The 24,540-nt window shown below is 39.6% G+C and carries 22 protein-coding genes; 9 read left to right on the top strand and 13 right to left on the bottom strand.

Annotated elements, in window-relative coordinates; genetic code table 11:
• Positions 1-22: 22 nt before the first annotated feature.
• From PAT01_RS12325 to PAT01_RS12315, 3 genes are all read right to left on the bottom strand, one after another.
• Entirely contained in the window at positions 23-499 is a 477-nt protein-coding gene (locus PAT01_RS12325) for a YcxB family protein (RefSeq protein ID WP_138578528.1), read from the bottom strand.
• A 156-nt stretch (positions 500-655) separates the two neighbouring features.
• A complete protein-coding gene (locus PAT01_RS12320; protein WP_004587517.1) occupies positions 656-847 on the bottom strand; it encodes a hypothetical protein in 192 nt (63 codons plus the stop codon).
• Between the two features lie 52 nt (positions 848-899).
• Positions 900-1,073 (bottom strand): DUF1328 domain-containing protein, encoded by a 174-nt coding sequence (locus PAT01_RS12315; protein ID WP_002961939.1) that lies wholly within the window; start codon positions 1,071-1,073, stop codon positions 900-902.
• A gap of 528 nt (positions 1,074-1,601) precedes the next feature.
• Here PAT01_RS12315 and PAT01_RS12310 point away from each other — a divergent pair.
• From PAT01_RS12310 to PAT01_RS20085, 5 genes are all read left to right on the top strand, one after another.
• Positions 1,602-1,847, top strand: coding sequence for an OadG family protein (locus tag PAT01_RS12310; RefSeq protein ID WP_138578530.1), 246 nt, complete (start codon positions 1,602-1,604; stop codon positions 1,845-1,847).
• A gap of 9 nt (positions 1,848-1,856) precedes the next feature.
• Complete coding sequence (oadA, locus tag PAT01_RS12305; protein WP_064385655.1) at positions 1,857-3,635, top strand: sodium-extruding oxaloacetate decarboxylase subunit alpha; 1,779 nt, start codon at positions 1,857-1,859, stop codon at positions 3,633-3,635.
• 11 nt (positions 3,636-3,646) lie between these two features.
• The gene (locus tag PAT01_RS12300; RefSeq protein ID WP_004587520.1) at positions 3,647-4,777 is read left to right on the top strand and encodes a sodium ion-translocating decarboxylase subunit beta; all 1,131 of its coding nucleotides are present in this window, start codon (positions 3,647-3,649) and stop codon (positions 4,775-4,777) included.
• A 138-nt stretch (positions 4,778-4,915) separates the two neighbouring features.
• Entirely contained in the window at positions 4,916-5,887 is a 972-nt protein-coding gene (locus tag PAT01_RS12295) for an aldo/keto reductase (protein ID WP_004587521.1), read from the top strand.
• A gap of 13 nt (positions 5,888-5,900) precedes the next feature.
• On the top strand, positions 5,901-6,077 hold the full coding sequence (locus PAT01_RS20085) for a hypothetical protein (protein WP_004587522.1): 177 nt from the start codon (positions 5,901-5,903) through the stop codon (positions 6,075-6,077).
• Between the two features lie 84 nt (positions 6,078-6,161).
• Here PAT01_RS20085 and PAT01_RS12290 read toward each other — a convergent pair whose 3' ends face one another.
• Entirely contained in the window at positions 6,162-7,475 is a 1,314-nt protein-coding gene (locus tag PAT01_RS12290; RefSeq protein WP_138578531.1) for a peptidoglycan DD-metalloendopeptidase family protein, read from the bottom strand.
• 379 nt (positions 7,476-7,854) lie between these two features.
• Between PAT01_RS12290 and tyrS the strand changes: the two genes are divergently transcribed.
• Positions 7,855-9,054 carry a tyrosine--tRNA ligase gene (tyrS, locus tag PAT01_RS12285; protein WP_138578533.1) on the top strand — a complete coding sequence of 400 codons (1,200 nt, stop codon included), beginning with the start codon at positions 7,855-7,857 and terminating at the stop codon, positions 9,052-9,054.
• A gap of 70 nt (positions 9,055-9,124) precedes the next feature.
• Here tyrS and PAT01_RS12280 read toward each other — a convergent pair whose 3' ends face one another.
• The 4 genes from PAT01_RS12280 to folE2 form a co-directional block, all read right to left on the bottom strand.
• Complete coding sequence (locus PAT01_RS12280) at positions 9,125-10,069, bottom strand: cobalamin biosynthesis protein CobD/CbiB (RefSeq protein ID WP_138578535.1); 945 nt, start codon at positions 10,067-10,069, stop codon at positions 9,125-9,127.
• Positions 10,070-10,777: a 5'-methylthioadenosine/S-adenosylhomocysteine nucleosidase gene (gene mtnN / locus PAT01_RS12275; protein WP_004587526.1), complete on the bottom strand. Its 708-nt coding sequence runs from the start codon at positions 10,775-10,777 to the stop codon at positions 10,070-10,072.
• A 119-nt stretch (positions 10,778-10,896) separates the two neighbouring features.
• Positions 10,897-11,493, bottom strand: a complete 597-nt coding sequence (locus PAT01_RS12270) for a DUF2726 domain-containing protein (protein ID WP_138578537.1) — start codon at positions 11,491-11,493, stop codon at positions 10,897-10,899.
• 114 nt (positions 11,494-11,607) lie between these two features.
• Complete coding sequence (gene folE2 / locus PAT01_RS12265; protein ID WP_055254809.1) at positions 11,608-12,528, bottom strand: GTP cyclohydrolase FolE2; 921 nt, start codon at positions 12,526-12,528, stop codon at positions 11,608-11,610.
• Positions 12,529-12,754: 226 nt separating this feature from the next.
• Between folE2 and arcB the strand changes: the two genes are divergently transcribed.
• A complete protein-coding gene (gene arcB / locus PAT01_RS12260) occupies positions 12,755-15,073 on the top strand; it encodes an aerobic respiration two-component sensor histidine kinase ArcB (protein WP_138578539.1) in 2,319 nt (772 codons plus the stop codon).
• 14 nt (positions 15,074-15,087) lie between these two features.
• Here arcB and arcA read toward each other — a convergent pair whose 3' ends face one another.
• From arcA to trmB, 4 genes are all read right to left on the bottom strand, one after another.
• On the bottom strand, positions 15,088-15,804 hold the full coding sequence (gene arcA / locus PAT01_RS12255; RefSeq protein WP_004587530.1) for a two-component system response regulator ArcA: 717 nt from the start codon (positions 15,802-15,804) through the stop codon (positions 15,088-15,090).
• Between the two features lie 490 nt (positions 15,805-16,294).
• Positions 16,295-17,899: a HAMP domain-containing sensor histidine kinase gene (locus PAT01_RS12250; RefSeq protein WP_138578541.1), complete on the bottom strand. Its 1,605-nt coding sequence runs from the start codon at positions 17,897-17,899 to the stop codon at positions 16,295-16,297.
• A 154-nt stretch (positions 17,900-18,053) separates the two neighbouring features.
• The gene (locus PAT01_RS12245; RefSeq protein WP_138578543.1) at positions 18,054-19,079 is read right to left on the bottom strand and encodes a methyltransferase; all 1,026 of its coding nucleotides are present in this window, start codon (positions 19,077-19,079) and stop codon (positions 18,054-18,056) included.
• A gap of 44 nt (positions 19,080-19,123) precedes the next feature.
• Positions 19,124-19,849 (bottom strand): tRNA (guanosine(46)-N7)-methyltransferase TrmB, encoded by a 726-nt coding sequence (trmB, locus tag PAT01_RS12240; protein WP_138578545.1) that lies wholly within the window; start codon positions 19,847-19,849, stop codon positions 19,124-19,126.
• A gap of 161 nt (positions 19,850-20,010) precedes the next feature.
• Here trmB and mutY point away from each other — a divergent pair, with 161 nt between their 5' ends.
• Both mutY and PAT01_RS12230 read left to right on the top strand, forming a co-directional pair.
• Complete coding sequence (mutY, locus tag PAT01_RS12235; RefSeq protein WP_029772456.1) at positions 20,011-21,072, top strand: A/G-specific adenine glycosylase; 1,062 nt, start codon at positions 20,011-20,013, stop codon at positions 21,070-21,072.
• A gap of 33 nt (positions 21,073-21,105) precedes the next feature.
• Complete coding sequence (locus tag PAT01_RS12230; RefSeq protein ID WP_004587535.1) at positions 21,106-21,378, top strand: oxidative damage protection protein; 273 nt, start codon at positions 21,106-21,108, stop codon at positions 21,376-21,378.
• Positions 21,379-21,429: 51 nt separating this feature from the next.
• On the opposite strand, the gene PAT01_RS12225 is transcribed toward PAT01_RS12230, so the two are convergent.
• Positions 21,430-24,204, bottom strand: a complete 2,775-nt coding sequence (locus PAT01_RS12225; RefSeq protein WP_138578547.1) for a hybrid sensor histidine kinase/response regulator — start codon at positions 24,202-24,204, stop codon at positions 21,430-21,432.
• Positions 24,205-24,540 lie beyond the last annotated feature (336 nt).

Here is a 24,540-nt window from a genome sequence, read left to right as displayed (position 1 = left end):
CGTGTAGCAGTATAAAGCTATTTTAATGGCTTTTTACTGCTAACTTTTTGTTTATAAAATCGCGCATTTCATCGGTTAATACACTGCTAGAAATATATTGCATACCTTTATTATGGTGCACTAAGTAGCCGTGGTTAGTTTTAATAATATGGGTTATTTCTGCCCACTTAAATGTATGGCTTTTATAGTGGTTTTCGGTGCTAATAGCGTCATCGGTAAACGAAAGAGTAACCGTTGAGCCCGAAGCACGACTAAACATTTGGCGCGTAACCCACCAAGGCCTGCGGTAATAAAAGGCAACGCATTCTAATACACCTAGCATTATTAAAAATGTACCTAGGTAATGATCGTCCATAGCGTAAATACTAATTAAACCTAAGCACACCAGTAATGCCAGCAAAAAATACTTTGGCTTGGCTGCTTTACTATAAGAGTGGGACTCGTCAAAGCATTCGTAGTAGTAGGGTTTATCGAGTGTGTAAGTGGTGGTCAGTGCCATAATTGCTAATAAGTAATAGTTTTCGCTATTTTAACAAGCTAGCGTAAAAATCACACCCGTTAATGTAGGCTATGCATTATAAGAGTTAGAAGCCGCTTTTTATTAGCGCACAAAAAAACGGCTTATTAAAAGCCGTTTTTTACGTTACCAAACAGATTAACAGTTAGTTTCTTCTGCGTTAACGCCTTCTTTTACATTTTCACATGCATCTTCAACAGAGTTTTGCACGTCAGTTACTGCTTCATCAATACGCTCACCTGCTTCTTCTGCGTGGTTGTCTTCACAACCCATCATAAAGAAACCTGCAAATACGGCGATTAGTGCTGCTTTTAAAGTTGTTGAGTTCATAATGTAATTCCTTGTATATGTTGATTGTTTAGTGTTTTAAATATGTTAGTAGCTACCTGGGCGATTTACCGCGCAGCGCACCTGAAACTAAAGAAATCACTAAAAGTACTAAAAAGATAAAGAATATAATTTTTGCTATACCAGCTGCGGCACCTGCGATACCACCAAAACCTAACACTGCAGCGATTAAAGCAATAACTAAAAATGTAATTGTCCAGCGTAACATTGTTTTCTCCTTGGTTATCAAATTCGTTCGAAAGTAATAATGCCAGTTGCGTGCCAGAGTTTAATTTTATTAATTTTCAATATGTTATGGTTTTTTGAGCGAAGATTGTAAACTTAGGATTGGTAAGTTTTACGTTTAACGATGTAACTTATTCACACTATTGTAAAGAGAGTAAAAAAATAAATATTTTTTGTGCGCTGCTTTACTAGTCTTGGTAAGACCAATTTACATTTTAGCCCAAACTGATTTTTTACCTGCCGTTTAACTTACTATTTTTTATAGTTTTTAAGTTTTTTTGGGTTTAACCATATAACCTTTGCCTATAACGGTTATTTTTATCATCTATATCTAAGCTAGTTTAACCCTGTATTAGCTATGTTAACTATTGTGGCTGTATGTTATTTTAATTTTAATTGGTTTTACCAATTGACAGGTGGTGGACAAAGTTAAAAGTTTTGTTATCATTCGGTGAATAATTATTTAAATAAAGCGGTTTTTTATATCGCTATATAGTGCAGGGGGAGAAAAATGGATATAGGAGCTGTACTCACAACCGCAGGTAGCTTGATGCTGACGGGCATGGTGGGCGTGTTTGTATTTCTTTCAATATTGATTGGTGCTGTGTCACTCATGTCTAACTTGGTTGCTCGTTTTGACGAGGCTGAAGTTGCAATACCGGTTAAATCACCATCTTTAAAATCTCAAGGTGTGCCAAGCGAGCACATCGCTGCTATTAGTGCTGCCATTGCTCAGTACAAATCAAATAATAAATAAGAGGCACACATGGCTAAATTAAAATTAACAGAACTTGTTTTACGCGATGCTCATCAGTCTTTACTTGCAACCCGTATGCGCTTAGATGACATGCTCCCTATTGCTAGCAAACTTGATGATGCCGGTTATTGGTCTATTGAGTCATGGGGCGGCGCTACGTTTGACTCGTGTATTCGTTATTTAGGTGAAGACCCGTGGGAGCGTATTCGTGCCCTTAAAAAAGCAATGCCGAATACTAAACAGCAAATGCTATTGCGCGGGCAAAATTTATTGGGTTACCGCCACTATGCCGATGACGTGGTAGAAAAGTTTGTAGAGCGTGCCCACAAAAATGGTGTAGATGTATTTCGTATTTTTGACGCCATGAACGATGTACGTAACTTAGAAACGGCAATTAAAGCGGCTGTAAAAGTAGGAGCACACGCGCAAGGCACTATTTCTTATACTGTAAGCCCAGTGCATACCCTTGATATGTGGTTAACCCTTGCAAAACAGCTAGAGGATTTAGGTTGTCACTCTATTTGTATTAAAGATATGGCAGGCTTATTAAAACCATATGATGCAGAGCAACTTATTAAAGGGCTAAAAGAAACCGTTTCTATCCCTATTGCTATGCAGTGCCATGCAACCACAGGTTTAAGTACTGCTACATATCAAAAAGCCATTGATGCAGGCATTGATATGCTTGATACCGCTATTTCTTCAATGAGTATGACTTACGGTCATTCAGCTACAGAAACCATTGTAGCGATTGTTGAAGGAACGCCCCGCGATACCGAATTAGATTTAAACCAGCTAGAAGAAATAGCGGCTTACTTTAGAGATGTACGTAAAAAGTACGCTGCCTTTGAGGGGAGCCTTAAAGGTGTTGATGGCCGTATTTTACTCGCGCAAGTACCTGGTGGCATGTTAACCAACATGGAAAACCAACTGAAAGAGCAAGGCGCAGCAGATAAGCTAAATGAAGTATTACTTGAGATCCCACGCGTGCGTGAAGATTTAGGTTTTATTCCGCTAGTTACTCCAACATCGCAAATTGTAGGCACACAAGCAGTACTAAATGTGCTTACGGGTGAGCGTTATAAAACAATTACCAAAGAAACCGCCGGTGTTTTAAAAGGCGAGTATGGTTTAACACCTGCACCTATGAACAAAGAGCTGCAAGAGCGAGTGCTTGATGGCAGCGAGGTTATTACGTGTCGCCCTGCAGATAATATAGCCCCAGAGCTTGCATCGCTTGAAGCAGAGCTGCAAAAAGAAGCGCAAGAACAAGGTTTAACACTTGCTGATGAGCAAATAGATGATGTGCTTACCTATGCATTATTCCCACAGGTTGGCCTTAAATTTATTAAAAATCGCAACAACCCAGATGCCTTTGAAGCAGTGCCAAGTGCTGATGATGCAAACGCTAAGCCTGCAGCAAAACCTGCAAATAACAAAGGTGTTAGCGCTGAGCAATACAGCGTTAAAGTTGACGGTAAAGTTTACGATGTAGTGGTTGCGCAAGGTGGCGAGCTTAAAGAGGTAACGCTAAAAGATTCAGAGCACTTACCACAATCAGCATCGGTTGCATCAGGTGAAACACTGAATGCGCCACTGGCGGGTAATATTTTTAAAGTAAAAGTAAAAGCAGGCCAAGCCGTAAACGAAGGCGATGTGGTTGTTATTATGGAAGCGATGAAAATGGAAACCGAGGTTCGTGCAATGCACTCAGGTACTGTGGCTGAGGTCTTAGTGTCTGAAGGTGATGCTGTGACAACGGGCGATGCAATTATAGCGATGGCGTAGGAGTAGCTTTAATGGAAGGTCTTTTAAACCTTTGGCATGCTACCGGCATTGCTAACTTTACGTTTCCTGGCTTAATAATGATTGCGGTAGGGTGTTTGTTGTTGTTTTTAGCCATTGCTAAAAACTTTGAACCCCTATTACTGCTGCCGATTGGCTTTGGCGCAATACTGACTAATATTCCGGTTGCTGGGCTTTCTGACCCAGGTGGTTTGCTTTATTACGTGTACTACGTAGGTATTGATACGGGGATCTTCCCTTTATTAATTTTTATGGGAGTAGGGGCGCTAACCGATTTTAGTGCGCTTATTGCCAACCCGCGTATGTTATTACTGGGTGCAGCCGCGCAGTTTGGTATTTTTGCCACCTTGTTTGGGGCAATTTTATTAAACTATGTACCTGGCTTTGAATTTAGCTTACAAGATGCCTCAGCCATTGCCATTATTGGTGGTGCCGATGGCCCTACAGCTATATTTTTAGCATCAAAGCTTGCCCCTGATTTACTAGGTGCCATTGCGGTTGCTGCTTATTCTTACATGGCGTTAGTGCCAATTATTCAGCCGCCTATTATGCGCGCATTAACTACACCTGATGAGCGTGCTATTAAAATGCCAGAGCTGCGCAAAGTATCTAAAAAAGAGAAAATAGTATTTCCTTTAATGGTACTGAGCTTAACCGCTATGTTTTTACCAGCGGCTATTCCCTTAGTAGGTATGTTCTGTTTAGGTAATTTAATGCGTGAGTCTGGTGTTGTAGATAGGCTTAGTAACAGTGCCCAAAACGAAATTATTAATATAACCACGATATTTTTAGGTTTGGCAGTGGGCTCTAAACTAGCGGCCGATCAGTTTTTAACTGTAGAAACTATTGGTATTTTGGTGCTCGGTGCGTTGGCATTTGCTATTGGTACAGCGTCGGGTGTGTTTATGGCAAAAGGCCTTAACAAGCTTTCTAAAACACCTATTAACCCTTTAATTGGTGCTGCGGGTGTATCGGCAGTACCGATGGCGGCGCGTGTAGTTAATAAAGTTGGGCTTGAGAATAACCCACATAACTTTTTACTTATGCATGCTATGGGGCCAAACGTAGCTGGAGTACTAGGAAGTGCCGTAGCCGCAGGTATATTACTGGCGCTTGTTGGCTAGTATTTAGGATTTAATCCAACCGATTAGCGCAGTTTACTGCGCTTTTTTTATGCCTATAAAACTGCACGTATTAAAGTTTGTTTGCAGACGTATTTTTGTTTACAGTGAGGGCTATGCACACTAATAAGGATAGTCATCATGCTTCACACCCCTTTGGCAAAATATTTACCTCATGTTAGTAGACTCGTTTTTGGCTGTATGGGCCTAGGCGGCGGTTGGAATAAAGACGCCATTACTAAGGCTCACTTAAAGCAAACTCACGAGTGTATTGATGCAGCCATAGCTGGCGGCATTAACTTTTTTGATCACGCCGATATTTATACCTTTGGCAAAGCCGAGCAGGTATTTGGCCAAGCACTAGCTGAGCGACCAGAGCTGCGCGAGCACATGTATATTCAATCTAAATGCGGTATACGCTTTGAAGATGATAAAGGCCCCAAGCGTTACGACTTTTCGGCCAAGTGGATTGAAGAGTCAGTTGAAGGTTCACTTAAACGTTTAAACACCGATTACCTTGATGTGCTTATGCTTCATCGTCCTGATCCGCTAATGGAAGTAGAAGAAATTGCACAAGTATTTAGCTGCCTTCAAGAAAGCGGCAAAGTACGTAATTTTGCCGTATCAAACATGCAGCAGCACCAAATGAACTTTTTACAACATGCCCTAGATATGCCTATTGTTGCTAATCAAATTGAAGCAAGTTTACAAAAACACCAATTTGTTGATGAAGGCGTTTATGCAGGTAATGCAGATGGAAAAGATCTTAACTTTACACCGGGCAGTGTAGAGTATTGCCGCCACTTTGATATTCAAATACAAAGCTGGGGAAGTTTATGCCAAGGGCTATACACAGGGGGCGATTTAACAAATGCATCGCAAGCCGACATAAATACCAGCATACTCGTAAATAAGCTTGCTGCACTTTACGATACAACGCCTGAGGCGATTGTTTTAGCTTGGTTATTACGCCACCCTGCATTAATACAGCCAATTATTGGCACAACGAACGTTGAGCGTATTGCAGCGTCATGCGGTGCGCTAAATGTTACGTTAAGTCGCGAACATTGGTATGCATTGTATGTAAGCGCCAAAGGCCATGAATTACCATAATTAAGGTTTAGGAATGAATATATTTGTTATTTTAATTTGCTTGTTTGTCGCTCTAGCGGTGCTGATACCTTTGCTTGAAAAGTACCAAGGTAAAATGGGGTTGGATGGCGCAACCAAATACAGCAAATATATTTGGCCGCTGGTTATGGTTTCTTTAGTCGTACAGCTAATTTATGTATTAATGAACTAATAAACTAATAAATTAATAAAAAACACAAAAAAGCCTTTGCAGGTTAACCCTGCAAAGGCTTTTTTAGTATCTATAACTTATACGTTACTTAAGTGCTAGCTGTAGTTCGCGATTGCGTTCAAGCTGTGCAATAAAGTTTTCGGCAATAGGTTTAAACTTAGCAAGTTCAGAGCGTGGTAATGGCTCAGACTTAGGTAACTTAACGGTTTTAGGATTACGGTGTACACCATTTACTAAAAATTCGTAGTGCAGGTGCGCGCCTGTTACACGGCCGGTAGAACCCACTGTACCAATTTTGTCACCTTGTTTAACCTTTTGGCCTGTTTTAACAAGCTTTTTGTTAAGGTGTAAGTACTTAGTTACGTACTGTGTGCCATGGCTTATAAATACGTAGTTACCATTGTACTTACTGTAACCTGCTTTAATTACTTTACCGTTACCCGAGGCTACAACCGGTGTGCCTGTACGTGCTGCGTAATCAATACCACGGTGCGCTCTTACTTGCCCTGTTACTGGGTGTAAGCGACGTGGGTTAAAGCTCGAGCTAATATACTTAAAGTTTACCGGCGCACGTAAAAATGCTTTTTTCATGCTGCGCCCTTCAGGCGTATAAAAGCTGCCGTCGGTATGGCGAATAGCCGCATAACGCTGGCCTTGGTTTATAAATTCTGCCGCAATAATTTTACCAGTGCCAATAAACTCGCCATCAACATAATGCGACTCGTAAATTAGCCCAAACTGATCGCCCTTACGAATATCGTTGGCAAAATCCACATCCCAACCAAATATATCAGCAAAGTTCATTATTTGGCGCTCGCTTAAGCCTGCAGCAATTGCTGAGGTCCAAAAGCTGCTAGAAATTTCGCCACCGGCTGTTTTGCTCAGTGTTTCTATTTCTTTGCTATCTATTGATGTGTCGTAATTACCTTCGTCATTTAAGGTAACAAACAAAGTATCTGTTTTTGAAATAACATAACGAAGCTGAGCTAAATCACCGTTTTCTGCTGTTGCAAAACTAAGTATTTCACCTGGGTGAATTTTAGTTAGTTTGCGTGTTTCAGCATTGGTGTTAATTAGCTTGTGAAGCGTTTGCGCTGAAAAGCCAGCACGCTTGAAGATAATTGCTAAATTATCGCCGTTTTTAACTTGATGATCGACTAAGTCGTATTCTGACAGCTTTTCTGCTGCTTCTGGCGAATTTAATTCAGTTAATTTTTCGTTGTCTTCAACTTTAACTTGTAACTCGTAACGCTTACCAATTTCTAGTGCATTTGCACTATTGTCTTTGGATGCAGTCGCTTTTTCTGAAGGAAGAAAGGCTAAGCCAACAATAGCAGAAACCAAACCTAGAATAAGCAATTTGTGTTTTTTGGGAAGCGTGTTAACCACGTGAACCATAACGTGCCTTTTCTGCTGTCGTGAAAATAAAATATATATTAATGCAGGATATACGTAATAAGGTACGAATACTAGTAAATAAAGCTAAAAGCCCCGCAAATGTTAGTAAAATGACAATTTATATTTGTTTAAGTTTATCGATTTAAACTGATTCTAAAGTGCGCTAAAATCGGCGTTTAAACACCATTTCTAATTGCCTAACACAGTGAGACTAGGCTTATTGAGTTTAGTTGCATTATTCGCATAAAAAATTGTTTTAATTAGGTAGAAATTTGTTATGTTAGCAACATAAGTGCTTTTGGTTTAAATCTGTTTTAAACCCTTATGTAGCAAGTCATCTAGTTGCCCCTTCGTTGGCAGAATTTTGGAGTAATACACAGTGGATTTACAAACCGCTCTAGCAGAGATAAAACGCGGTGCAGAAGAGATATTAATTGAAGACGAATTAGTTGAAAAACTAAAGTCGGGCAAAAAGTTAAAAATTAAAGCCGGTTTCGATCCTACCGCGCCAGACTTACATTTAGGTCACACTGTACTAATTAATAAAATGAAAACCTTTCAAGATTTAGGTCATGAGGTTATTTTCTTAATTGGTGACTTTACCGGCATGATTGGCGATCCAACAGGCAAAAATGTAACACGTAAACCACTGACCCGTGAAGATGTACTTGCCAATGCTGAGACTTATAAAGAGCAAGTTTTTAAGATTCTAGACCCAGCTAAAACCACCGTTGCCTTTAACTCTTCGTGGATGGAAAACCTCGGTGCCGCAGGCATGATCAGACTTGCAGCTAATCAAACTGTAGCGCGTATGCTAGAGCGTGACGACTTTAAAAAGCGTTACGGCAACGGACAACCCATTGCAATTCACGAATTTTTATACCCACTCGTACAAGGCTGGGATTCGGTTGCACTTGAGTCAGACGTAGAGCTTGGTGGTACTGATCAGCGCTTTAACCTTTTAATGGGCCGCGAGCTTCAAAAAGTAGAAGGCCAAAAGCCTCAAACAGTATTAATGATGCCATTACTTGAAGGTACTGACGGCGTTCAAAAAATGTCTAAGTCGCTTGGTAATTACATTGGTATTACTGATGCGCCAAACGATATGTTTGGTAAAGTAATGTCGATTAGCGACGTACTTATGTGGCGCTATTACGACTTACTAAGCAGCTTATCAATCGAAGAAATTGCAGCGCAAAAACAACGCGTAGAGCAGGGCACTAACCCGCGTGATATTAAGATTGAGCTGGCGAAAGAGTTAATTGCACGTTTTCACAGTGAAGAAGCTGCGCAAGCCGCACACGATGACTTTATCAAACGTTTTCAGAAAAAAGCGCTACCTGATGAAATCCCTGAGCTGACAATTACCATTGCAGAAGAAGGTATTTTAATTGCTAACTTACTTAAAGAAGCTAATTTAGTAGCCAGTACTTCTGAAGCAATGCGCATGATTAAGCAAGGTGCAGTAAAACTTAACGGTGAAGATAAAATCACTGATACAAAACTTGAAGTAGCAAAAGGCACGACCGCTATTTACCAAGTAGGTAAACGTAAGTTTGCCAACATTACTGTTGCGTAAGCGCAGTTAAAACTAAAAAACCAGTTTAGGCTGGTTTTTTTGTGCGCGTATTTTGGCTGCTAAAAAAACACTAAATCAGCTTTAATATCTCAATACTGATAATAACTAACAGCCAAAAGGCACGCGCTTGATTTAATCTATTTATGATCACAGGGACGTCTTCGGCTTTTGGGAGTCGCTCGGTTCCAATTCGCATTTTATTAAAACGCTTACCAAAATAAACCGCAGGGCCGCCTAGCTGTGCGCCAATAGAGGCGGAGCACACACTTAAAATCCACCCTGTATTTGTTTGATAAAAGTGTCTGCCATAGTGCTTTATGTAATGCATACTTTGTTTACTGGCTTTGCTTGCAGCAATTGTTAATGCAAGTAAGCGTACGGGGATAAATTCGATTATAAACAAAAGTAGTTTAAGCGGTTTTAAAAAGTGGCTATTAGGTGAAATATCGGTGCGCCAAGCATGCTGCATTAAAGTCAGTAGCCGATACGCTAAAGCGGCAATTGGCCCAAGTAATAAAAATATAAATATAACGGTAAAGTAATTACGGGCAGTTCGTAAAATTAAGCTTTCAATTAAGGCTTTAATAATACCTGGCGCTGAGAGCTTATTGACCTCTCGGGCAAGCAGTGGCTTTACGAGTTCACGCGCGGTAGATTTTTGGTTTTGTTTTACTAACTTTGCAACACGCAGGGCTTTTTTTTCAATCGCTTTGCTTTCTAGGCACAAATATAAAATGAGGCCCGCGAGGAGCTCAGGATAAAAGGCAAATTCAAGCAGTAACACAATAATAATAAGAATAACGCTTAAAACTAGCGTACAGGCAAGAGTGGAGGCTAAATAAAGGTAACTTTTAGGCTCACTTGGTTTATAAATCCGTTTTCCTATAGCACTAAATACAGCGGTTAATACTGTATTAGGGTGATACCAGCTTTTTAACGGGAAAAAGCGCTCAGCAATGAGCGCCACAAAAAAGGCAATAAAGTCCAAATGGTTTTGAACAATATTGCTTAGCATTTACAGCGTAACTTTTGTTAGTTTTTCCAATAGTGCAACAACCATTTTTGATGAGTTGATTGATGCAGTCTCTAAGTATTCTTCAAACGATTGCGGCGACTCTTTACCGGCAATGTCAGACATAGAGCGAATAACCACAAATGGCGTATTAAGCGCAAAACACGTTTGTGCAATAGATGCGCCTTCCATTTCTACTGCAAGCATTGTAGGAAAGTCGCTGCGTGCTTTATCAATTCGCACTGGATCACACATAAATGAATCACCCGTACAAATTAAGCCTACTAAGGTTTTTACTTCGCTAATTTGCGCAATGGTTTGCTCGGCAGCTTCAACTAGTTTTGGGTGTGCGGCAAAGCCTGCTGGCATTTGTGGAACTTGGCCGATTTCGTAGCCAAAAGCGGTTACATCTACATCGTGATGGCGTACTTCTGAAGAGATAACAACATCGCCAACACTTAAAGAGGGATCAAAGCCACCGGCAGAACCTGTGTTGATAACACAGTCAGGATTAAAGTTATCAATTAATAACGTGGTTGCAATCGTTGATGCCACTTTACCAATACCCGATTGCACAAGTGTTACTGTATTACCTGCTAATTCGCCTGTGTAAAAGGTAAACCCTGCTTTTGTTAGCACTTGTGGGTTTTGCATTGCTTCACGTAAAATTTTAACTTCTGGCTCCATTGCGCCAATAATACCAACATTCATAGTGTTTGATTCCTGAGTTTGAATACGTAGATTATACGTGAAGTTAGCAATAAAAAACAAAAAAGCGAGCTGTTTTACGGCTCGCTTTAAATACTTTTAGGAGAGTATTTAATTCTATTTTAAATTTCGGCTAACGCAGTGGTTTGGGCTTTAGCCTGAGAAGGTGACAATACCGCAGGTTTACTTACACGATTACGTGTTGGACGAGCCGATTGCACCGCTGCAGGTTTGCCTAATTTAAACATAATTGCATCGCGCACCTCAGAAGCGCGGTAGCCTGATTTTACTTTCATACGAATATGTGGAATGCCAGCGGATTCTAAAGCGCCGTTTACAAACCAGTCGCGCTGCGCTTTGTGGCCATCTTTATTGGCGTTGTTAACTAAATCGACCGCTGCCACTATCGTCATTTTTTCTTTATCTACCAGCACAAAATCGAGTTGTTTATTTTTAGCTTTAGCTAAAGCTGCACGTTTTGATTTAGCAGAAAGGCCTTGCTTGCAGTCGATTACATCGATGAGTTTGACGCGGCTCACAATTTTGTATTGATCGCCTACCGCACGCTCTAAAAGATTTAAAAATGCACCCTCAACCTGTGTAAACACGGTTTGTTTGCGGGTAAAAGGATAGGGATTGCCGCCATCATCACTAAATTTTGACGCAACCACAGAGGCCCCAACCACTAATACTAAAATTGATAATAAAGCGAATTCCATACGGTAACTCCATAACAACAAATTGACACTGCTCAAGTAAAGCAATTTACGTGCCTAAAAATTGGTTGTTATGGCTAATTACCGTATGTATTTATTATTAATGCAGCAGGGCTGCTAGGCTTTGTAACCGCCCTCAATTCCTTTAACGGCAATAGCGACTGCATCATGCGCATGGAGTGATTCGTAATGATTAATTTGTAGCCAGTAATCACTAAAGTTATCGTTTTCAAGAACCGCTTTAATTTTACGTGCAGCGTCTTCACAAAACATTAAATTTTGACCGTTAAGGCGGGCAAATTCTTGCTCATCTTCACGTTTTACTGCCGCTTGTACCGGGGTTTTTAGTTCAGCTTCTAATGTATCAATTAAATTTACTACGTCAAATTCACTAATCGTGTTGTCTAGCTTTACTTTAACGTTTGCAATTGAACGCTGTGAGTGAGGCGTTGCCACAATACCCTGTGTTGTACCTAGCCATGCTAAAACGTCTTTTTGATTAAGTGTTTCTTGGTTAAACTTTTCGCTAAAAGCATTTTGAATAAGCTGGCGAGCAAGTGCTGCAGAGCATGGACAGGTTGATGAATAAGTAACATCCACGCTTAGCTCGTAGCTAATTACGCTATTTTCAATAGTGCTGGTTAGGGTAATTGGGTAGCTTTTCCAACCTGCTTTACCGCTTAATAACGATTTACGACGCAGCGGTAACTCAAATTTAAACTCTATTTGGGCTTTGTCACTTAATCCTTCGTGGCTGGTGATAAAGGTATCGAGTGCTTGAGCTAAAGTTTGTGGGTTAACTTGTTGCTCTGTAGAGAGTAAATCAAGCGCTAAAAATAAACGCGACATATGAATGCCTTTAGCGTCTTCTTTATGCAAATTAACAAAGGCACGCGCTTTTGCGTTAACGGTAACGGGTGCTAAATCTTTCGATTCAAAAATAAATGGCAGTTCTATTTCGCCCATACCAACCCAGTCTAACTTACCTGTTTGTAAGGCGGGAGCCGTATCAGCTATATCGGGCATGTTGGTTTGCATGTGCGCTACTCGTTATTGGTCATAATAAAGCGCAGCATTTTACACTAAATAATTTATTGCTGAAATGATGAGTTTAACAAGTAGGCAAAAGTAAACATGAAAATTTTCTGTTTTTGTCGCACAACATGAATATAGCTAATAGAAAAATGCTAAAATCTGCTGCAAAATGCGTTTGACTATTAATAGGCACTTTTTATTTATGCCTAGTAACGAGATACACTGACCTATGACCGATTCTTCTTTGAGCCCTTGGGCTCGAGTACTTTCTAGTTTAATAACTCGCTTTGGTGAGTTAAAAACCGCGGCAATGTGCTACGCGCTTTTGTTAGGCGTGTCGCTTATATTGTCGAGTATGTTTTATTATGTGGCACTGGGTGAGGTTAATTTAGTTGATATTTTGGCTGTGGTATTTTTTACCGCGGTTGTATCTCCTTTTATGATCAGTATTTTACTCAACTCGATTAGACAATTAGATGCCTCATACGCTTATTTAGACAGCGCCACAAAACAAGAAAAGCTGTTAAATCAAACATTAAAAGATAATATCAACCGCCTCAACATTGAAATAGATGAGCGAAAAATGGCTTTTCATGCCAAGCATCGCGCCATTGAAGAGCTTCGCCGCGAAATAGCAGAGCGTAAAAAAACACAACAAGAACTTGCTCAGCAAGGCATGCTCCTTCGCTCTATTGTCGACTCTTCCCCCGATTTATTTTATTACCGAGATAACAACGGCGTGTTTGCCGGCTGTAATAAAATGTTTGAAGAGGTTATGGGCAAAACCAGTGCTGAATTAATTGGTAAAACAGTTGAGCAAATTTTCCCGAGCTACTTTTTAGCAGAAGTACTCAGAACCGATAAACAAGTAGAGCAAACGCATCAAGCGCTGACAATTGATGTTGAATATATGGTTAATGGTGAAAACCGTTGGTTTGAGCTGCGTAAATTACCGTTTATAAACGATCAAGGTGACTACATAGGTTTGCTTGCATTTGGCCGTGATATAACCAGCCGTAAAGAAGCAGCACAAGCGCTTGAAACAGCCTATAAGGATAAAGGTAAGTTTATAGCAACGCTTAGTCATGAGCTGCGCACGCCATTAAATGGCATTGTAGGTTTAACCCGAATGCTACTTGATACAGAGCTTAATAAGCAGCAACGCAGTTGGTGTAATACGGTATTTTCGAGCGCTGAAACCTTAGGTAATATTTTTAACGATATTATAGATTTAGATAAAATAGACCGAGAGCAGTTAGATATAGCAACCGACTCTATTAACGTTTCAGACTTTATTAACGATGTAGTGAACTTTGCAGGTTTAATTGCTGAACAAAAAGAGCTTGAATTTTCAATTGAGCGAAATGGCACATTAGATGTTTACGCACTCCTAGACCCAACGCGTTTACGCCAAGTGGTATGGAACTTAATTAATAATGCCGTTAAGTTTACCCAGCATGGCGAGGTAAAACTCACATGTAGCCGAGAAGAGCGTAACGACGGGCCGTGGCTTGAACTTAAAATATCAGACACAGGGCAGGGGATCCCAGAGGATCAACTCTCGCGCATATTTGATATGTACTACAAAGCCCCAGATTTAAGCGGTAAAAATGCGATTGGCTCAGGCATTGGTTTAGCCGTAACCAAAGCGTTGGTCAGTGCAATGAAAGGCACTATTTCGGTAACCAGTACAGAAGGTGAAGGCAGCTGCTTTACAGTACACATACCGCTTAGCTTATGTGTAGCGCCTACCGAACAAAGCTATGCCGGTAGAGGTTTATATATTTTACTTGTAGAGGATGTGCCATTAAATGCTGAAATTGCGACAAACCTGTTAGAGCAGCGCGGCCATGAAGTAATTTGGGCCGAAACAGGTGAAGATGCACTCTCGTTTGTAGAAACCGAAGACGAGCTAGATTTAGTACTACTTGATATGCAACTGCCCGATATAAATGGTGATGAGGTGGCAAGACAAATACGTGCCGATAGCCATTTTGATAAACTACCTATCGTTGCGCTTACAGCGAATGTACGTAGCGCCGAAGAAGACTTAGAAGGTATTTCGGTGCAAGGGGCGCTTGCTAAACCGATTAATACAATAAAGCTTGATAAAATGCTAGCTGATTTGTTTGATATTCAACAAAGTGAATCAGACAAACCGCTGCTAACGGTAAGTAAAGAAGCGCTTGAGGGCATTAATGCAGGTGTGCTTGATGTTGAAACCATTGAAGACTTTGTAAACTCTATGGGGCTTGAAGTATTTAAGCGCAGCAGTGGTTTGTTTGAAAAACTAAACCCGCAATATCAGCAAGAGCTGCAAAGCGTGTTAAATGAAAACGACAGGGAAGAGTACAAATCGGTGGCGCATAAGCTTAAAGGTGCTGCGGGCTCTGTAGGATTAAATGACGTACAGTTACATGCTAAAAAGATGGAACACGGTGCGCTTGATGAATCAGATGAAGTACTAAGAGAATGGTTGGATACATTGGCTGATAAAATAAATGAAGGACAAATTGCCCTTCATTCGTTTTTACAATTATTAGAGTAAGCGGTTTACTCTAATTAAGCGTCGATTTTACCAATAAAGCGGTAACCTTCACCATGGATGGTGCTGATTAGCTCAGAAGTAGAATTATCACTTTCGAAGTGCTTACGAATACGACGAATAGTTACATCTACTGTACGGTCATTAGCGCGAAGCTCACGGCCAGTCATATGCTTAATAAGTTGCTCACGGCTAAAAATACGCCCTGGAGAATCAAGCATTAAACGCAGCGCTCTGTATTCACCTTTAGGTAAACGCTTAGCATCACCATTTGGTGACGTTAAACAACGGCTGTTTTCGTCAAGTTCCCAACCATTAAATGTAATTACACCGTTGGTTTCTAGCACTGACTCTTCGCCGCCTAGCGCTGTACGGGTAATTAAGTTGCGAGCGCGTATAGTCAATTCACGAGGGTTAAAAGGTTTAGTGATGTAATCATCAGCACCAATTTCTAAACCTAAAATACGGTCTACATCGTTATCACGGCCGGTTAAAAAGATTAAACCGACTTTACGTTTTTGGCGTAATTCACGTGCTAAAATTAGCCCGTTTTTACCCGGTAGGTTGATGTCCATAACTACAAGATTGACGTCATCATTATTTGTAAGCTTGTCATGCATATCATCGCCATCAATGGCTTCAATAACTTTGTAACCTTCAGCTTCAAATAAACTCACGAGGTTTAGTCGAGTTACGTCTTCATCCTCTACGATTAGAATGACTGGCGTTTGCATTATTAATTAACCTTTTTGGAATATTTTATTTACAAAAAATCGAATCTTAACTAAATAATTCGATTACTAGAGATTATAGGATTATACCCAAATGTTAACAAGAAAAAACAAGTTGGATAAAAATAAAACAGTAGGGGTGTTCCAAACTAACCAAAAGGCATTGTGCAAAAGCTACTGTTTAATGATATATAACGGATGCAGCTTTTTGAATTATGAAAACGAAGCCATTTCCTTTAATAATTGATACATCCACCAATCGCTTAAAGGTACTAAAAATAATCGCGCAAATTCAAAACGGAATTATATCATTTTATAACCTTTCATCAATGTATGTGATACTGCAAAAGCAATAAAGTTCAGAAATTGTATCGCTTAATTATTAGATCAAGTTAAATAATTAAACATGAAATATCACATGCTCTCTCTATAAGGTCATTAAATGGTAATTCAAGTAAAAAGCGTAAATAAATACTCTTTTTTTAAACACTTTTTATGGAATTGTAATAACAAAGCGTACGCCGGGTTTTGCATCTAGGTCATACAGTATATGCCCACCTAGTGCTTGGGTTACTAAGTTGTACACTAAGTGCATGCCTAAACCACTTGCCCCTTGGCCTCGCTTAGAGGTTACAAATGGGTCAAATATCCTGTTTTTGACGTTTTTATCAACGCCTTGGCCGTTATCTGTGTAGATTATTTTTATTTGTGGGCCTGTTATTTCTATATCAAACTTAATTTCGTTATTTTCGCTATTGCTAAAACCATGAATAGCAGAGTTTAAAATAAGCTGTTGGAAAATTTGTTGTAATGGCTCAGATTTACTCTCAATGGTTAAATCACTCGGACAATTAATCACTACGTTAGGCTTTGACTTTATTAACTCTGATTGAATCGACATTAACACATCAGATATTAACCTATGGATGTTTACATGGGTTTTAATCCCGTCATCTTGAATTACAGCTACCTTTTTAAAGTTAGAGATAAGGTCGGCCGCACGGTTTAGGTTTCTATAAATTAAATCAAGGTTTTCGATACCTTCGTCAATAAAGCGTTTTAATTGGTTAGAAGTAAGAGACTTATTATCAAAACTAAGCTGAATATCGGCAAGTTTATCGCGCAGCAAGGTTGAGCCAGTAATACCTAGGCCAATTGGGGTGTTAACCTCATGGGCTACGCCGGCTACCATTTGCCCTAATGATGCCATTTTTTCGTTTTCTACTATTTGTTCTTGGTATTGATGCATTCGCTCAAGGGTAGAAAGTAGCTCTTGGTTTGCTTCGCGCAGGGCTATTGTTCTTTGGCTTACCTTTTCTTCTAAGCTTTGGTTGAGTTGTTTTATCTCTAGTTTGTCTTTTTCATGACGTTCTATTTGCTTACGGGTGCGAGTAAGCATGATATTTAAGCTGTTTGATAAGGCTGTAACCTCTTTTACGCTGGTGCTTGGTGCGCGTACGTCATAGTTATGATTTTTTGATACGTCTTGTAGCAATACACTTAAGTGTTCAATAGGGTTAGCGATACTTTTTTGTGTTTTTATCGCTATAAAGTACACAAAAAACAAAATAAACAGGGTAAGGAAAATATCTATAATAATTTTTTGTTTTATAAATTCATCTAGGCTTTCTAAGCTGCCACGCATATAAACGTAACCCACCACCTGCTCGTTATTAAGTACAGGTGTTATTAGCTCAATGTAGTTGTTGGTCACTCTTGGCTCGTTAAGCTCTTTAATGCTGTCTACTCGCAGCGGAACAGGTGGGGTTTTTTTAGCATTAAAGCTAATAAAAAATACAGGTTTACTCGATGTTTTTTCTATTGCGTAAATATGAATGTTTTTAACAAGAGGGATTTTATCAAACGACTTTAGGCGTTTTTCTTCTGTTTTTCTGTCGTCTTTTACCAATGAACCTGCGGCATCAAAAGCAACAATATCGGAAAGGATCACGAGCTTGTTTATGATCAGTTCCTTTTGTTCTTTTACACTCATATAAGTGGAAATTGAAACCGATAAAGTTAAACAAATAGCAGTGATAAGCATGATTGTGTTGATCAGCGCTTTTCGAATACTTTTTTGATGTACTTTTTTTGGCATTATTGCTGCATCGCCTAAGCATGAATATTTATATTTAGAACTTTAGTTTAGCAAAAACCATAGAAAGTGAAGGGAAATAGTGAAATTAATTCTGATATTTATTCGAAAGTTAGGCTAAGTATTAATTACACTTAGCCTAACTAAGTATAATTAGTTAGCTACTGTAAACGGCAAATTTGTTATTTTTGTACACAGTGTGGAAGCTACCAAACTGCGCCTCTAAAATTGGCGGGTATTTTAAAAAGCTATTAGCCACTATGCTTAGCTTTCCTACCTTGGTTAAGTGCTGCTTAGCATTTGATAAAAATGCTTCTGCAATTGTGTAGTCGGTCGCTATGCCAGTATGAAAAGGCGGGTTACTAACTATTAAATCAAACTTGCCGCTAATACTTTTTAAGCCATCACTTAAAATAGTGCCGCCTTTAATATTATTAAGCTTTAATGTTTGCTCAGTAGCATAAGTTGCAAGTGCGCTCACATCGCTGCAAGTAAAAGTCAGTGCTGGGTTTTTAATACCTAAAAAAGTGGCTATTAAGCCCGCACCACAGCCAAAATCCAGTACATTACCTTGTTTAGTGGTCGGGGCATTTTCTAGTAGCATTTTTGTGCCAGCATCTAAAGCGCCGTGGTTAAATACACCCGGAACACTGATAGCATCAAACTCTACTCCTGCTACATTTACTCTAAACGTTTTATGGTAGCGGCTAATCTCAAAGGTTGGGCTGTTCTCTAGTTGCTCAAATGAGAACAAAATACAATGCTTAGCAGAGTCAATTTTATTACTGTACTGCGCTTTGCCCGCGAGCTGCTTTTCTATCGATTTAACGCCACTTTTATTTTCGCCTACCACAAGTAGCTGTGCTTTTTCGTTAATAACGGCGCGAATATTATCAAGTGCCATTAATACTTCAGGCTTTGATTTTGGGTAGTAAAGAATGACTAAATCGTAATCGTTGGCGGCCATTTCATGGTTAACACACACATCTATGCCATTTATTTTTTTAGCAAATTCCCCATTAGCATGGTTATAACTAAATGCGGTGATGGCACTTTGAGGATTTAGCTGCTTTAGCTCTGCTAAAAAGCCATCTTGAACAAAGTTGACCACCAAGATAGATTTTCCCACTAGTTCTTCGCTATTACGAAGTAACAGTAAACTTGGGTTGGTTAATACGCTCATAAATGGCTTTGCCTTACAAATTATTGATTAGTAAATTGGTGTAATTATTTTGTGCGCTCAAACATTAAGTCCCACACGCCGTGACCTAAACGGTGGCCGCGCTGTTCAAACTTAGTTAGCGGGCGCGAATCAGGGCGAGGTACGAAGTCGTTGGTAGATGACTGATTTTTATAGCCTGGCGCTGCTTGCATAACTTCTAGCATGTGCTCGGCGTAGTTTTCCCAGTCAGTAGCCATATGAAAAACACCGCCAATTTTTAATTTGCTACGCAGTTTTTCAGCAAATTCTGTTTGCACTATACGGCGTTTATGATGACGCTTTTTATGCCATGGATCAGGGAAGAATAACTGCAGCGTTGTTAAGCTTTCATCTGCAAGGCAGTCAGCGAGTACTTCTACTGCATCGTGTTCAAATACACGTAAATTAGTAACACCGGCTTCATCTGCATCCATTAAACATGCGCCAACGCCTGGGCGATGTACTTCAATACCAATAAAGTTTAGGTGCGGTGCATTTTTTGCCATTTCAACTAATGACTTGCCCATACCAAAACCAATTTCTAATACTACATCATTGTTATTGCCAAATACTTGAGCTAAGTCGAGTAGGCCGTTTTTATGCTCAAGCCCCATAGTTGGCCAGCATTTTTCAATTGCGGCAGCTTGGCCTTTAGTTAAGCGGCCTTCGCGTTTTACAAAACTGCGAATTGTGCGGATATACTTACCTTCTTGCTTAGCTTGCTCAAGGTTGTTGTTACTTGATTCACTCATATTATTGGCCTGACAAAAACAATGTGTTTAAAAATGGTTGCGTATTATCCCTGACCACGCAGCTAATCACAAGTATTAGCGTGTTATAGCGCCTTCATAGCTTGATCTTTTTATTAACTGCAATAGACTGAGCCGCTATTGAGCATGAGTAAAAGTAGTATATGTTGGATTTAAATAAACAGCAGTCAGACAAATTTGCTAACCAAGTGGTTCAGTGGTATCACCTTCATGGGCGTAAAACATTGCCTTGGCAACTAGGTAAAACACCGTATAAAGTGTGGGTATCAGAAGTAATGTTACAGCAAACGCAAGTTGTTACGGTTATTCCATACTTTGAAAAGTTTATGGCAAGCTTCCCAGATATCATTGCTTTAGCAAATGCAGATGAAGATTTAGTGTTGCATCATTGGACTGGCTTAGGTTACTACGCACGGGCACGCAACTTACATAAAACGGCCAAAATAGTGCGAGATAAATACCAAGGTAAATTTCCAACTACACTTGAAGAAGTCATGGATTTACCCGGAATAGGGCGCTCTACCGCAGGTGCGGTATTATCGCTGTCGCTTGGCCAGCACCACCCTATTTTAGATGGTAATGTTAAGCGAGTGCTTGCCCGTTATTTTATGGTTGAAGGGTGGTATGGGGTAAAAAAAGTAGAAAACCAACTTTGGCATTTGTCTACCCAGTTAACCCCTAAAAACAATGTGACTGAGTTTAACCAAGCCATGATGGACTTGGGCGCCAGCCTTTGCTCTCGCAGTCGCTTTGACTGCCAAGCGTGCCCACTTAATAGCGATTGCGGTGCGTTTAATGCCGGTAAGGTTAAAGAGTTTCCTCATTCTAAACCTAAAAAAGCGGTTCCTAAAAAGAGTTGTCATCAGTTAATAATTCAACATGACGAGAAAGTTTTAATGGAAAAACGCCCAAGTAGCGGTATTTGGGGCGGTCTGTTTGGCTTTTTTGAGTTTAACGAATACAGCGAAATGGTGTTATTTTTAAATCAGCAAGGCTTAAAAACCGAGCTGGAAGAGTTAACGCCTTTTACTCATGTGTTTTCGCATTTTGAGCTGACAATAAATCCACATGTGCTTAATATTAATAACGTACCGGATGTAGTAAACGATAAACAACTTGTGTGGTACCCACTCGATCAATCTATAGAGGTGGGTTTAGCCGCACCGACTAAAAAGTTGGTTAAACAAATGAGCCCAATAGGTTAAACTATTAGCATTTAGCGCTTAAGAGAGTCAATTATGGCACGTACAGTATTTTGTCAAAAGTTACAAAAAGAAGCCGAAGGGCTTGGATTTCAGTTATACCCTGGTGAACTAGGCGAGAAAATTTTTAATAATATTTCTAAAGAAGCATGGGGCCAGTGGCAGCATAAGCAAACTATGCTAATCAACGAAAAGCATTTAAATATGATGGACCCAGAGCACCGTACGTTTTTAGAAGAGCAAATGGTTGGCTTTTTGTTTGAAGACAAAGACGTAGAAATTGAAGGTTATCGACCTCCTGAAAAGTAATTTTTAGGCATAAAAAAAAGGGCTGTATAGCCCTTTTTTTATAGCTATATTTTATAGCGTTTCTTCATCAGTATTCGCTGAGCGCACTTGCTCTTTTAAAAACTGCGCAGCTTTAGAATATTCAATTTCAAGGGTATCTCTTTGCGCTATTAGCTCATCAGTATCAAGCTCAGTATTTCGACACTTCTCTTCAAACTCTTCTGCACATTGCGCAACGGCCTCTGCACCAATAGTTTTAGAGATAGCCTTGAGCTGATGACAAGCACTGCTTATCTCGTCTCTGTCATTAACCATAACGCCGGAATTAATGCTTTTAATTAGGCTTTGGCTTTGCTCTAAAAACATTTTGAAAAAGCGTAATTGTTTGGCTTCGTCGCCGTTTACATAAGTAGATACTGCGTCCATATTAATAGGCATGGCAGGCTTTTGATGAATGACAACAGTTTGGTCTTTATTATGCTTATCATACCAACGCTTTAAGGTATCTTCTAAGGCATTAAGCTCTATAGGTTTAGTAATAAAGTCATTAATACCTACCGCCAGGCAACGCTCTTTTTCACCTTTGAGCGCATTGGCAGTAACCGCAATAATATAAGGCTGAGCGTCTATAGAGTCTAACAACTCGGCTTCATCACGAATTTTTTCAACCATATCGTAACCTGACATTTTTGGCATATGTAAGTCGGTTAATATGAGCGAGTAATTGTTTTGACGCCACATATCTAAACCTTCTTCACCGTTATTTGCTACTTCAACGCCATAGCCTAGTATATGCAGCTGGTCGGTTAAAACTTGCTGGTTTAGTAGGTTATCTTCTACTAATAAAATGAGTTTATTTGCATCGCGTGCTTGTTCAACATTTAAATAATTGTTGAGTGTTTTTGTTTTTTTAATTTGTTTAGGTTGATGCAAGCCTGCTGCTACCAATATCGACATCATAAAGTTAGATTTACACAGCGGTGAGGCATTAATATAAAATACATTTTTATGGTTTATAGCGGCTTCATCAAGCTTACTTAATACCACCACTTGTTGATTATTATCTTCAAGTGAGTAAATAAGACGACGCAGTAAAGAGTTAACTTTTTCCATATCATCTATGCCATCGACAACCCATATAATGTCGTGCTGCTCTTGTTGAGCTTCTATTTCTTGCTGGTTGTGCACGTAGGTAATTTTAGCGCCCATAAACGATAAATAGCGGTACATTGCTTTTTCGCGCTCTAAATGATTGCTCACTACCACTACATGTTTGCCATTGAGCGCATTTTTATGTGCGTACTTAATTTTTCCCGAGGTACCAAATGGAAGCTCAACGGTAAATTCGCTACCAATGCCTGCATGGCTAGTTACATTAATCGTCCCGAGCATAAGCTCGGTTAAACTTTTACAAATAGAAAGTCCTAAACCAGTGCCGCCGTATTCACGGGTAATTGAGTTTTCGGCTTGCACAAACGGGTTAAATATTTCTCGCAGTTGCGCTTGGGTCATGCCCTTGCCGTTATCGGTTACGCAAAAACGCAGCGTAAAATGATCCGCCGTATTATGGGCCACTTCTACCGATATTTTTACGTGCCCTTGGCGTTTATCATCAGTACTGGTGAACTTAATTGCATTACTACATAGGTTATACAGTACTTGGCGAACCCGTATTGTATCGCCAGTTAAATTAGTTGGAATATCTGGCGCAATAGAAAGCTCTAAATCTAATTTGCGCTTTTTAGCAACAGATGAAAGCACGCGAGCAACCTCTTCAATCGTATCAGTAACTGAAAAAGGCGTAGGGTCAATATTTAGCTTACCCGCTTCAATTTTAGAGAAGTCTAAAATATCATCCAAAATACTTAATAGTGAAAACGCTGACTCACGGATAATAGTACTTAAACGATGCTGCGCGCCATCAAGCTCTGTTTGTCTTAATAAATCTATAGTGCCAATAACGCCGTTCATAGGGGTGCGAATTTCATGGCTCATAGTGGCTAAAAAGGTCGTTTTAGTTTCGCTAGCGCGTTGTGCTTTTAATGTCGCTTGCTCTAATGCAATTGTTCTTTGTTGTACTTCGCTCTCAAGGCCTGTTTGTAATTTTTGAAGCTCTTTTTGCGCAGCCTCTTTTTCAGACATTACTGAGTTAACTTTATCTAGCAGCAAGTTAATGTTTTTAGCCACGCCAGATAAGCCTAAGTCTAGTTTTTCACTTACTTTACTGTCGTAATTGCCATTTTCGGTAATCGCTTGAAGTTCTTCATTTAATAAATGACTACTTTTACGCAAGCGAGTATTTATATAGGTATTAAATAGTAGGGCTAATGCAAATAAGGCAAACACGCTTACAATTGCAATAATATAGGCTATTACTTGCGAGTCTTGCTGCGTTAAAGGCGGTGCTGGTAACTGCTGTTTTATTATTAGCTCACCAATAGGCTGGTCGTTCAAAAGCAATATATGGTGCAATATACCTTGCTCAGTTAAATGCTCATCTACTTTTTTAGACTCGATAGCGGGTTTAGTGCTGCTATATACAAGTTGGGTTTCTGAGGTGGCATTAAAGCGATAGAGCGTATATTCAAACTCATCATCTAATATTGAGGTAAGCTCAAGTAGCTGGCGAACCTTGCCTTGCCCATACATAGTAAGTGCATCTACCATTGGTAAATCAAGTTGTTGTGCTAGCTGCGTAATACTTACTTTTTGTTTGGCTGCTGGTGCAGGTTGTGTGTTTTGCGAATAAAACGCAAAGGCAACAATAGCAAGCGCTGTTACTGCAATATTAATAATTAAAAAAAACGGCAGTAAGCCTTTTACCGGCGAAGAGAGTTTACTCTGCATTGATTGTTCCCATTGGTATTTGTCTGTACGATAAGCCTTAACGCATTATCAATGTGATCGTATCATTTACATCAAATAATACACTACGTTTTTAGTCTGGTTTAATTGGTTAAATTAAGGTTTTTCGTAAGTTTTTGTTGGATAAATAAACATTAGTCTATAAAAACTCGCTTTGTTGTGTGAAAACCGTTCAAACAGTTATAAAGAGTAAAAAAAAAGTTGACTTGTAAGGGCAAAACTCGTTTAATACGCCGCACGCCCAGATGGCTCAGTCGATAGCGCTGAGTGGGAATTGCATTAAAAATCATTTATGACTTTTTAATTAGCACTGTTAAA

Origin of the sequence: Pseudoalteromonas atlantica (assembly GCA_007988745.1) — a bacterium.
Taxonomy (GTDB): domain Bacteria; phylum Pseudomonadota; class Gammaproteobacteria; order Enterobacterales; family Alteromonadaceae; genus Pseudoalteromonas; species Pseudoalteromonas atlantica.
Note: the sequence above shows the minus strand (reverse complement) of the source record. Positions and strands in the feature narration are given on the sequence as shown.

Bases quoted from the DNA above. Each gene is read 5' to 3' on its own strand.
- PAT01_RS12230 (WP_004587535.1), top strand. From the start codon at position 21,106: ATGGCACGTACAGTATTTTGTCAAAAGTTACAAAAAGAAGCCGAAGGG.
- PAT01_RS12295 (WP_004587521.1), top strand. From the start codon at position 4,916: ATGCTTCACACCCCTTTGGCAAAATATTTACCTCATGTTAGTAGACTC.
- trmB (WP_138578545.1), bottom strand. From the start codon at position 19,849: ATGAGTGAATCAAGTAACAACAACCTTGAGCAAGCTAAGCAAGAAGGT.
- PAT01_RS12310 (WP_138578530.1), top strand. From the start codon at position 1,602: ATGGATATAGGAGCTGTACTCACAACCGCAGGTAGCTTGATGCTGACG.
- PAT01_RS12325 (WP_138578528.1), bottom strand. From the start codon at position 499: ATGGCACTGACCACCACTTACACACTCGATAAACCCTACTACTACGAA.
- arcB (WP_138578539.1), top strand. From the start codon at position 12,755: ATGACCGATTCTTCTTTGAGCCCTTGGGCTCGAGTACTTTCTAGTTTA.
- folE2 (WP_055254809.1), bottom strand. From the start codon at position 12,528: ATGCAAACCAACATGCCCGATATAGCTGATACGGCTCCCGCCTTACAA.
- PAT01_RS12315 (WP_002961939.1), bottom strand. From the start codon at position 1,073: ATGTTACGCTGGACAATTACATTTTTAGTTATTGCTTTAATCGCTGCA.
- arcA (WP_004587530.1), bottom strand. From the start codon at position 15,804: ATGCAAACGCCAGTCATTCTAATCGTAGAGGATGAAGACGTAACTCGA.
- PAT01_RS12290 (WP_138578531.1), bottom strand. From the start codon at position 7,475: ATGGTTCACGTGGTTAACACGCTTCCCAAAAAACACAAATTGCTTATT.
- PAT01_RS12300 (WP_004587520.1), top strand. From the start codon at position 3,647: ATGGAAGGTCTTTTAAACCTTTGGCATGCTACCGGCATTGCTAACTTT.
- PAT01_RS20085 (WP_004587522.1), top strand. From the start codon at position 5,901: ATGAATATATTTGTTATTTTAATTTGCTTGTTTGTCGCTCTAGCGGTG.
- oadA (WP_064385655.1), top strand. From the start codon at position 1,857: ATGGCTAAATTAAAATTAACAGAACTTGTTTTACGCGATGCTCATCAG.
- PAT01_RS12225 (WP_138578547.1), bottom strand. From the start codon at position 24,204: ATGCAGAGTAAACTCTCTTCGCCGGTAAAAGGCTTACTGCCGTTTTTT.
- mutY (WP_029772456.1), top strand. From the start codon at position 20,011: ATGTTGGATTTAAATAAACAGCAGTCAGACAAATTTGCTAACCAAGTG.
- PAT01_RS12320 (WP_004587517.1), bottom strand. From the start codon at position 847: ATGAACTCAACAACTTTAAAAGCAGCACTAATCGCCGTATTTGCAGGT.
- PAT01_RS12245 (WP_138578543.1), bottom strand. From the start codon at position 19,079: ATGAGCGTATTAACCAACCCAAGTTTACTGTTACTTCGTAATAGCGAA.
- PAT01_RS12250 (WP_138578541.1), bottom strand. From the start codon at position 17,899: ATGCCAAAAAAAGTACATCAAAAAAGTATTCGAAAAGCGCTGATCAAC.
- mtnN (WP_004587526.1), bottom strand. From the start codon at position 10,777: ATGAATGTTGGTATTATTGGCGCAATGGAGCCAGAAGTTAAAATTTTA.
- PAT01_RS12280 (WP_138578535.1), bottom strand. From the start codon at position 10,069: ATGCTAAGCAATATTGTTCAAAACCATTTGGACTTTATTGCCTTTTTT.
- PAT01_RS12270 (WP_138578537.1), bottom strand. From the start codon at position 11,493: ATGGAATTCGCTTTATTATCAATTTTAGTATTAGTGGTTGGGGCCTCT.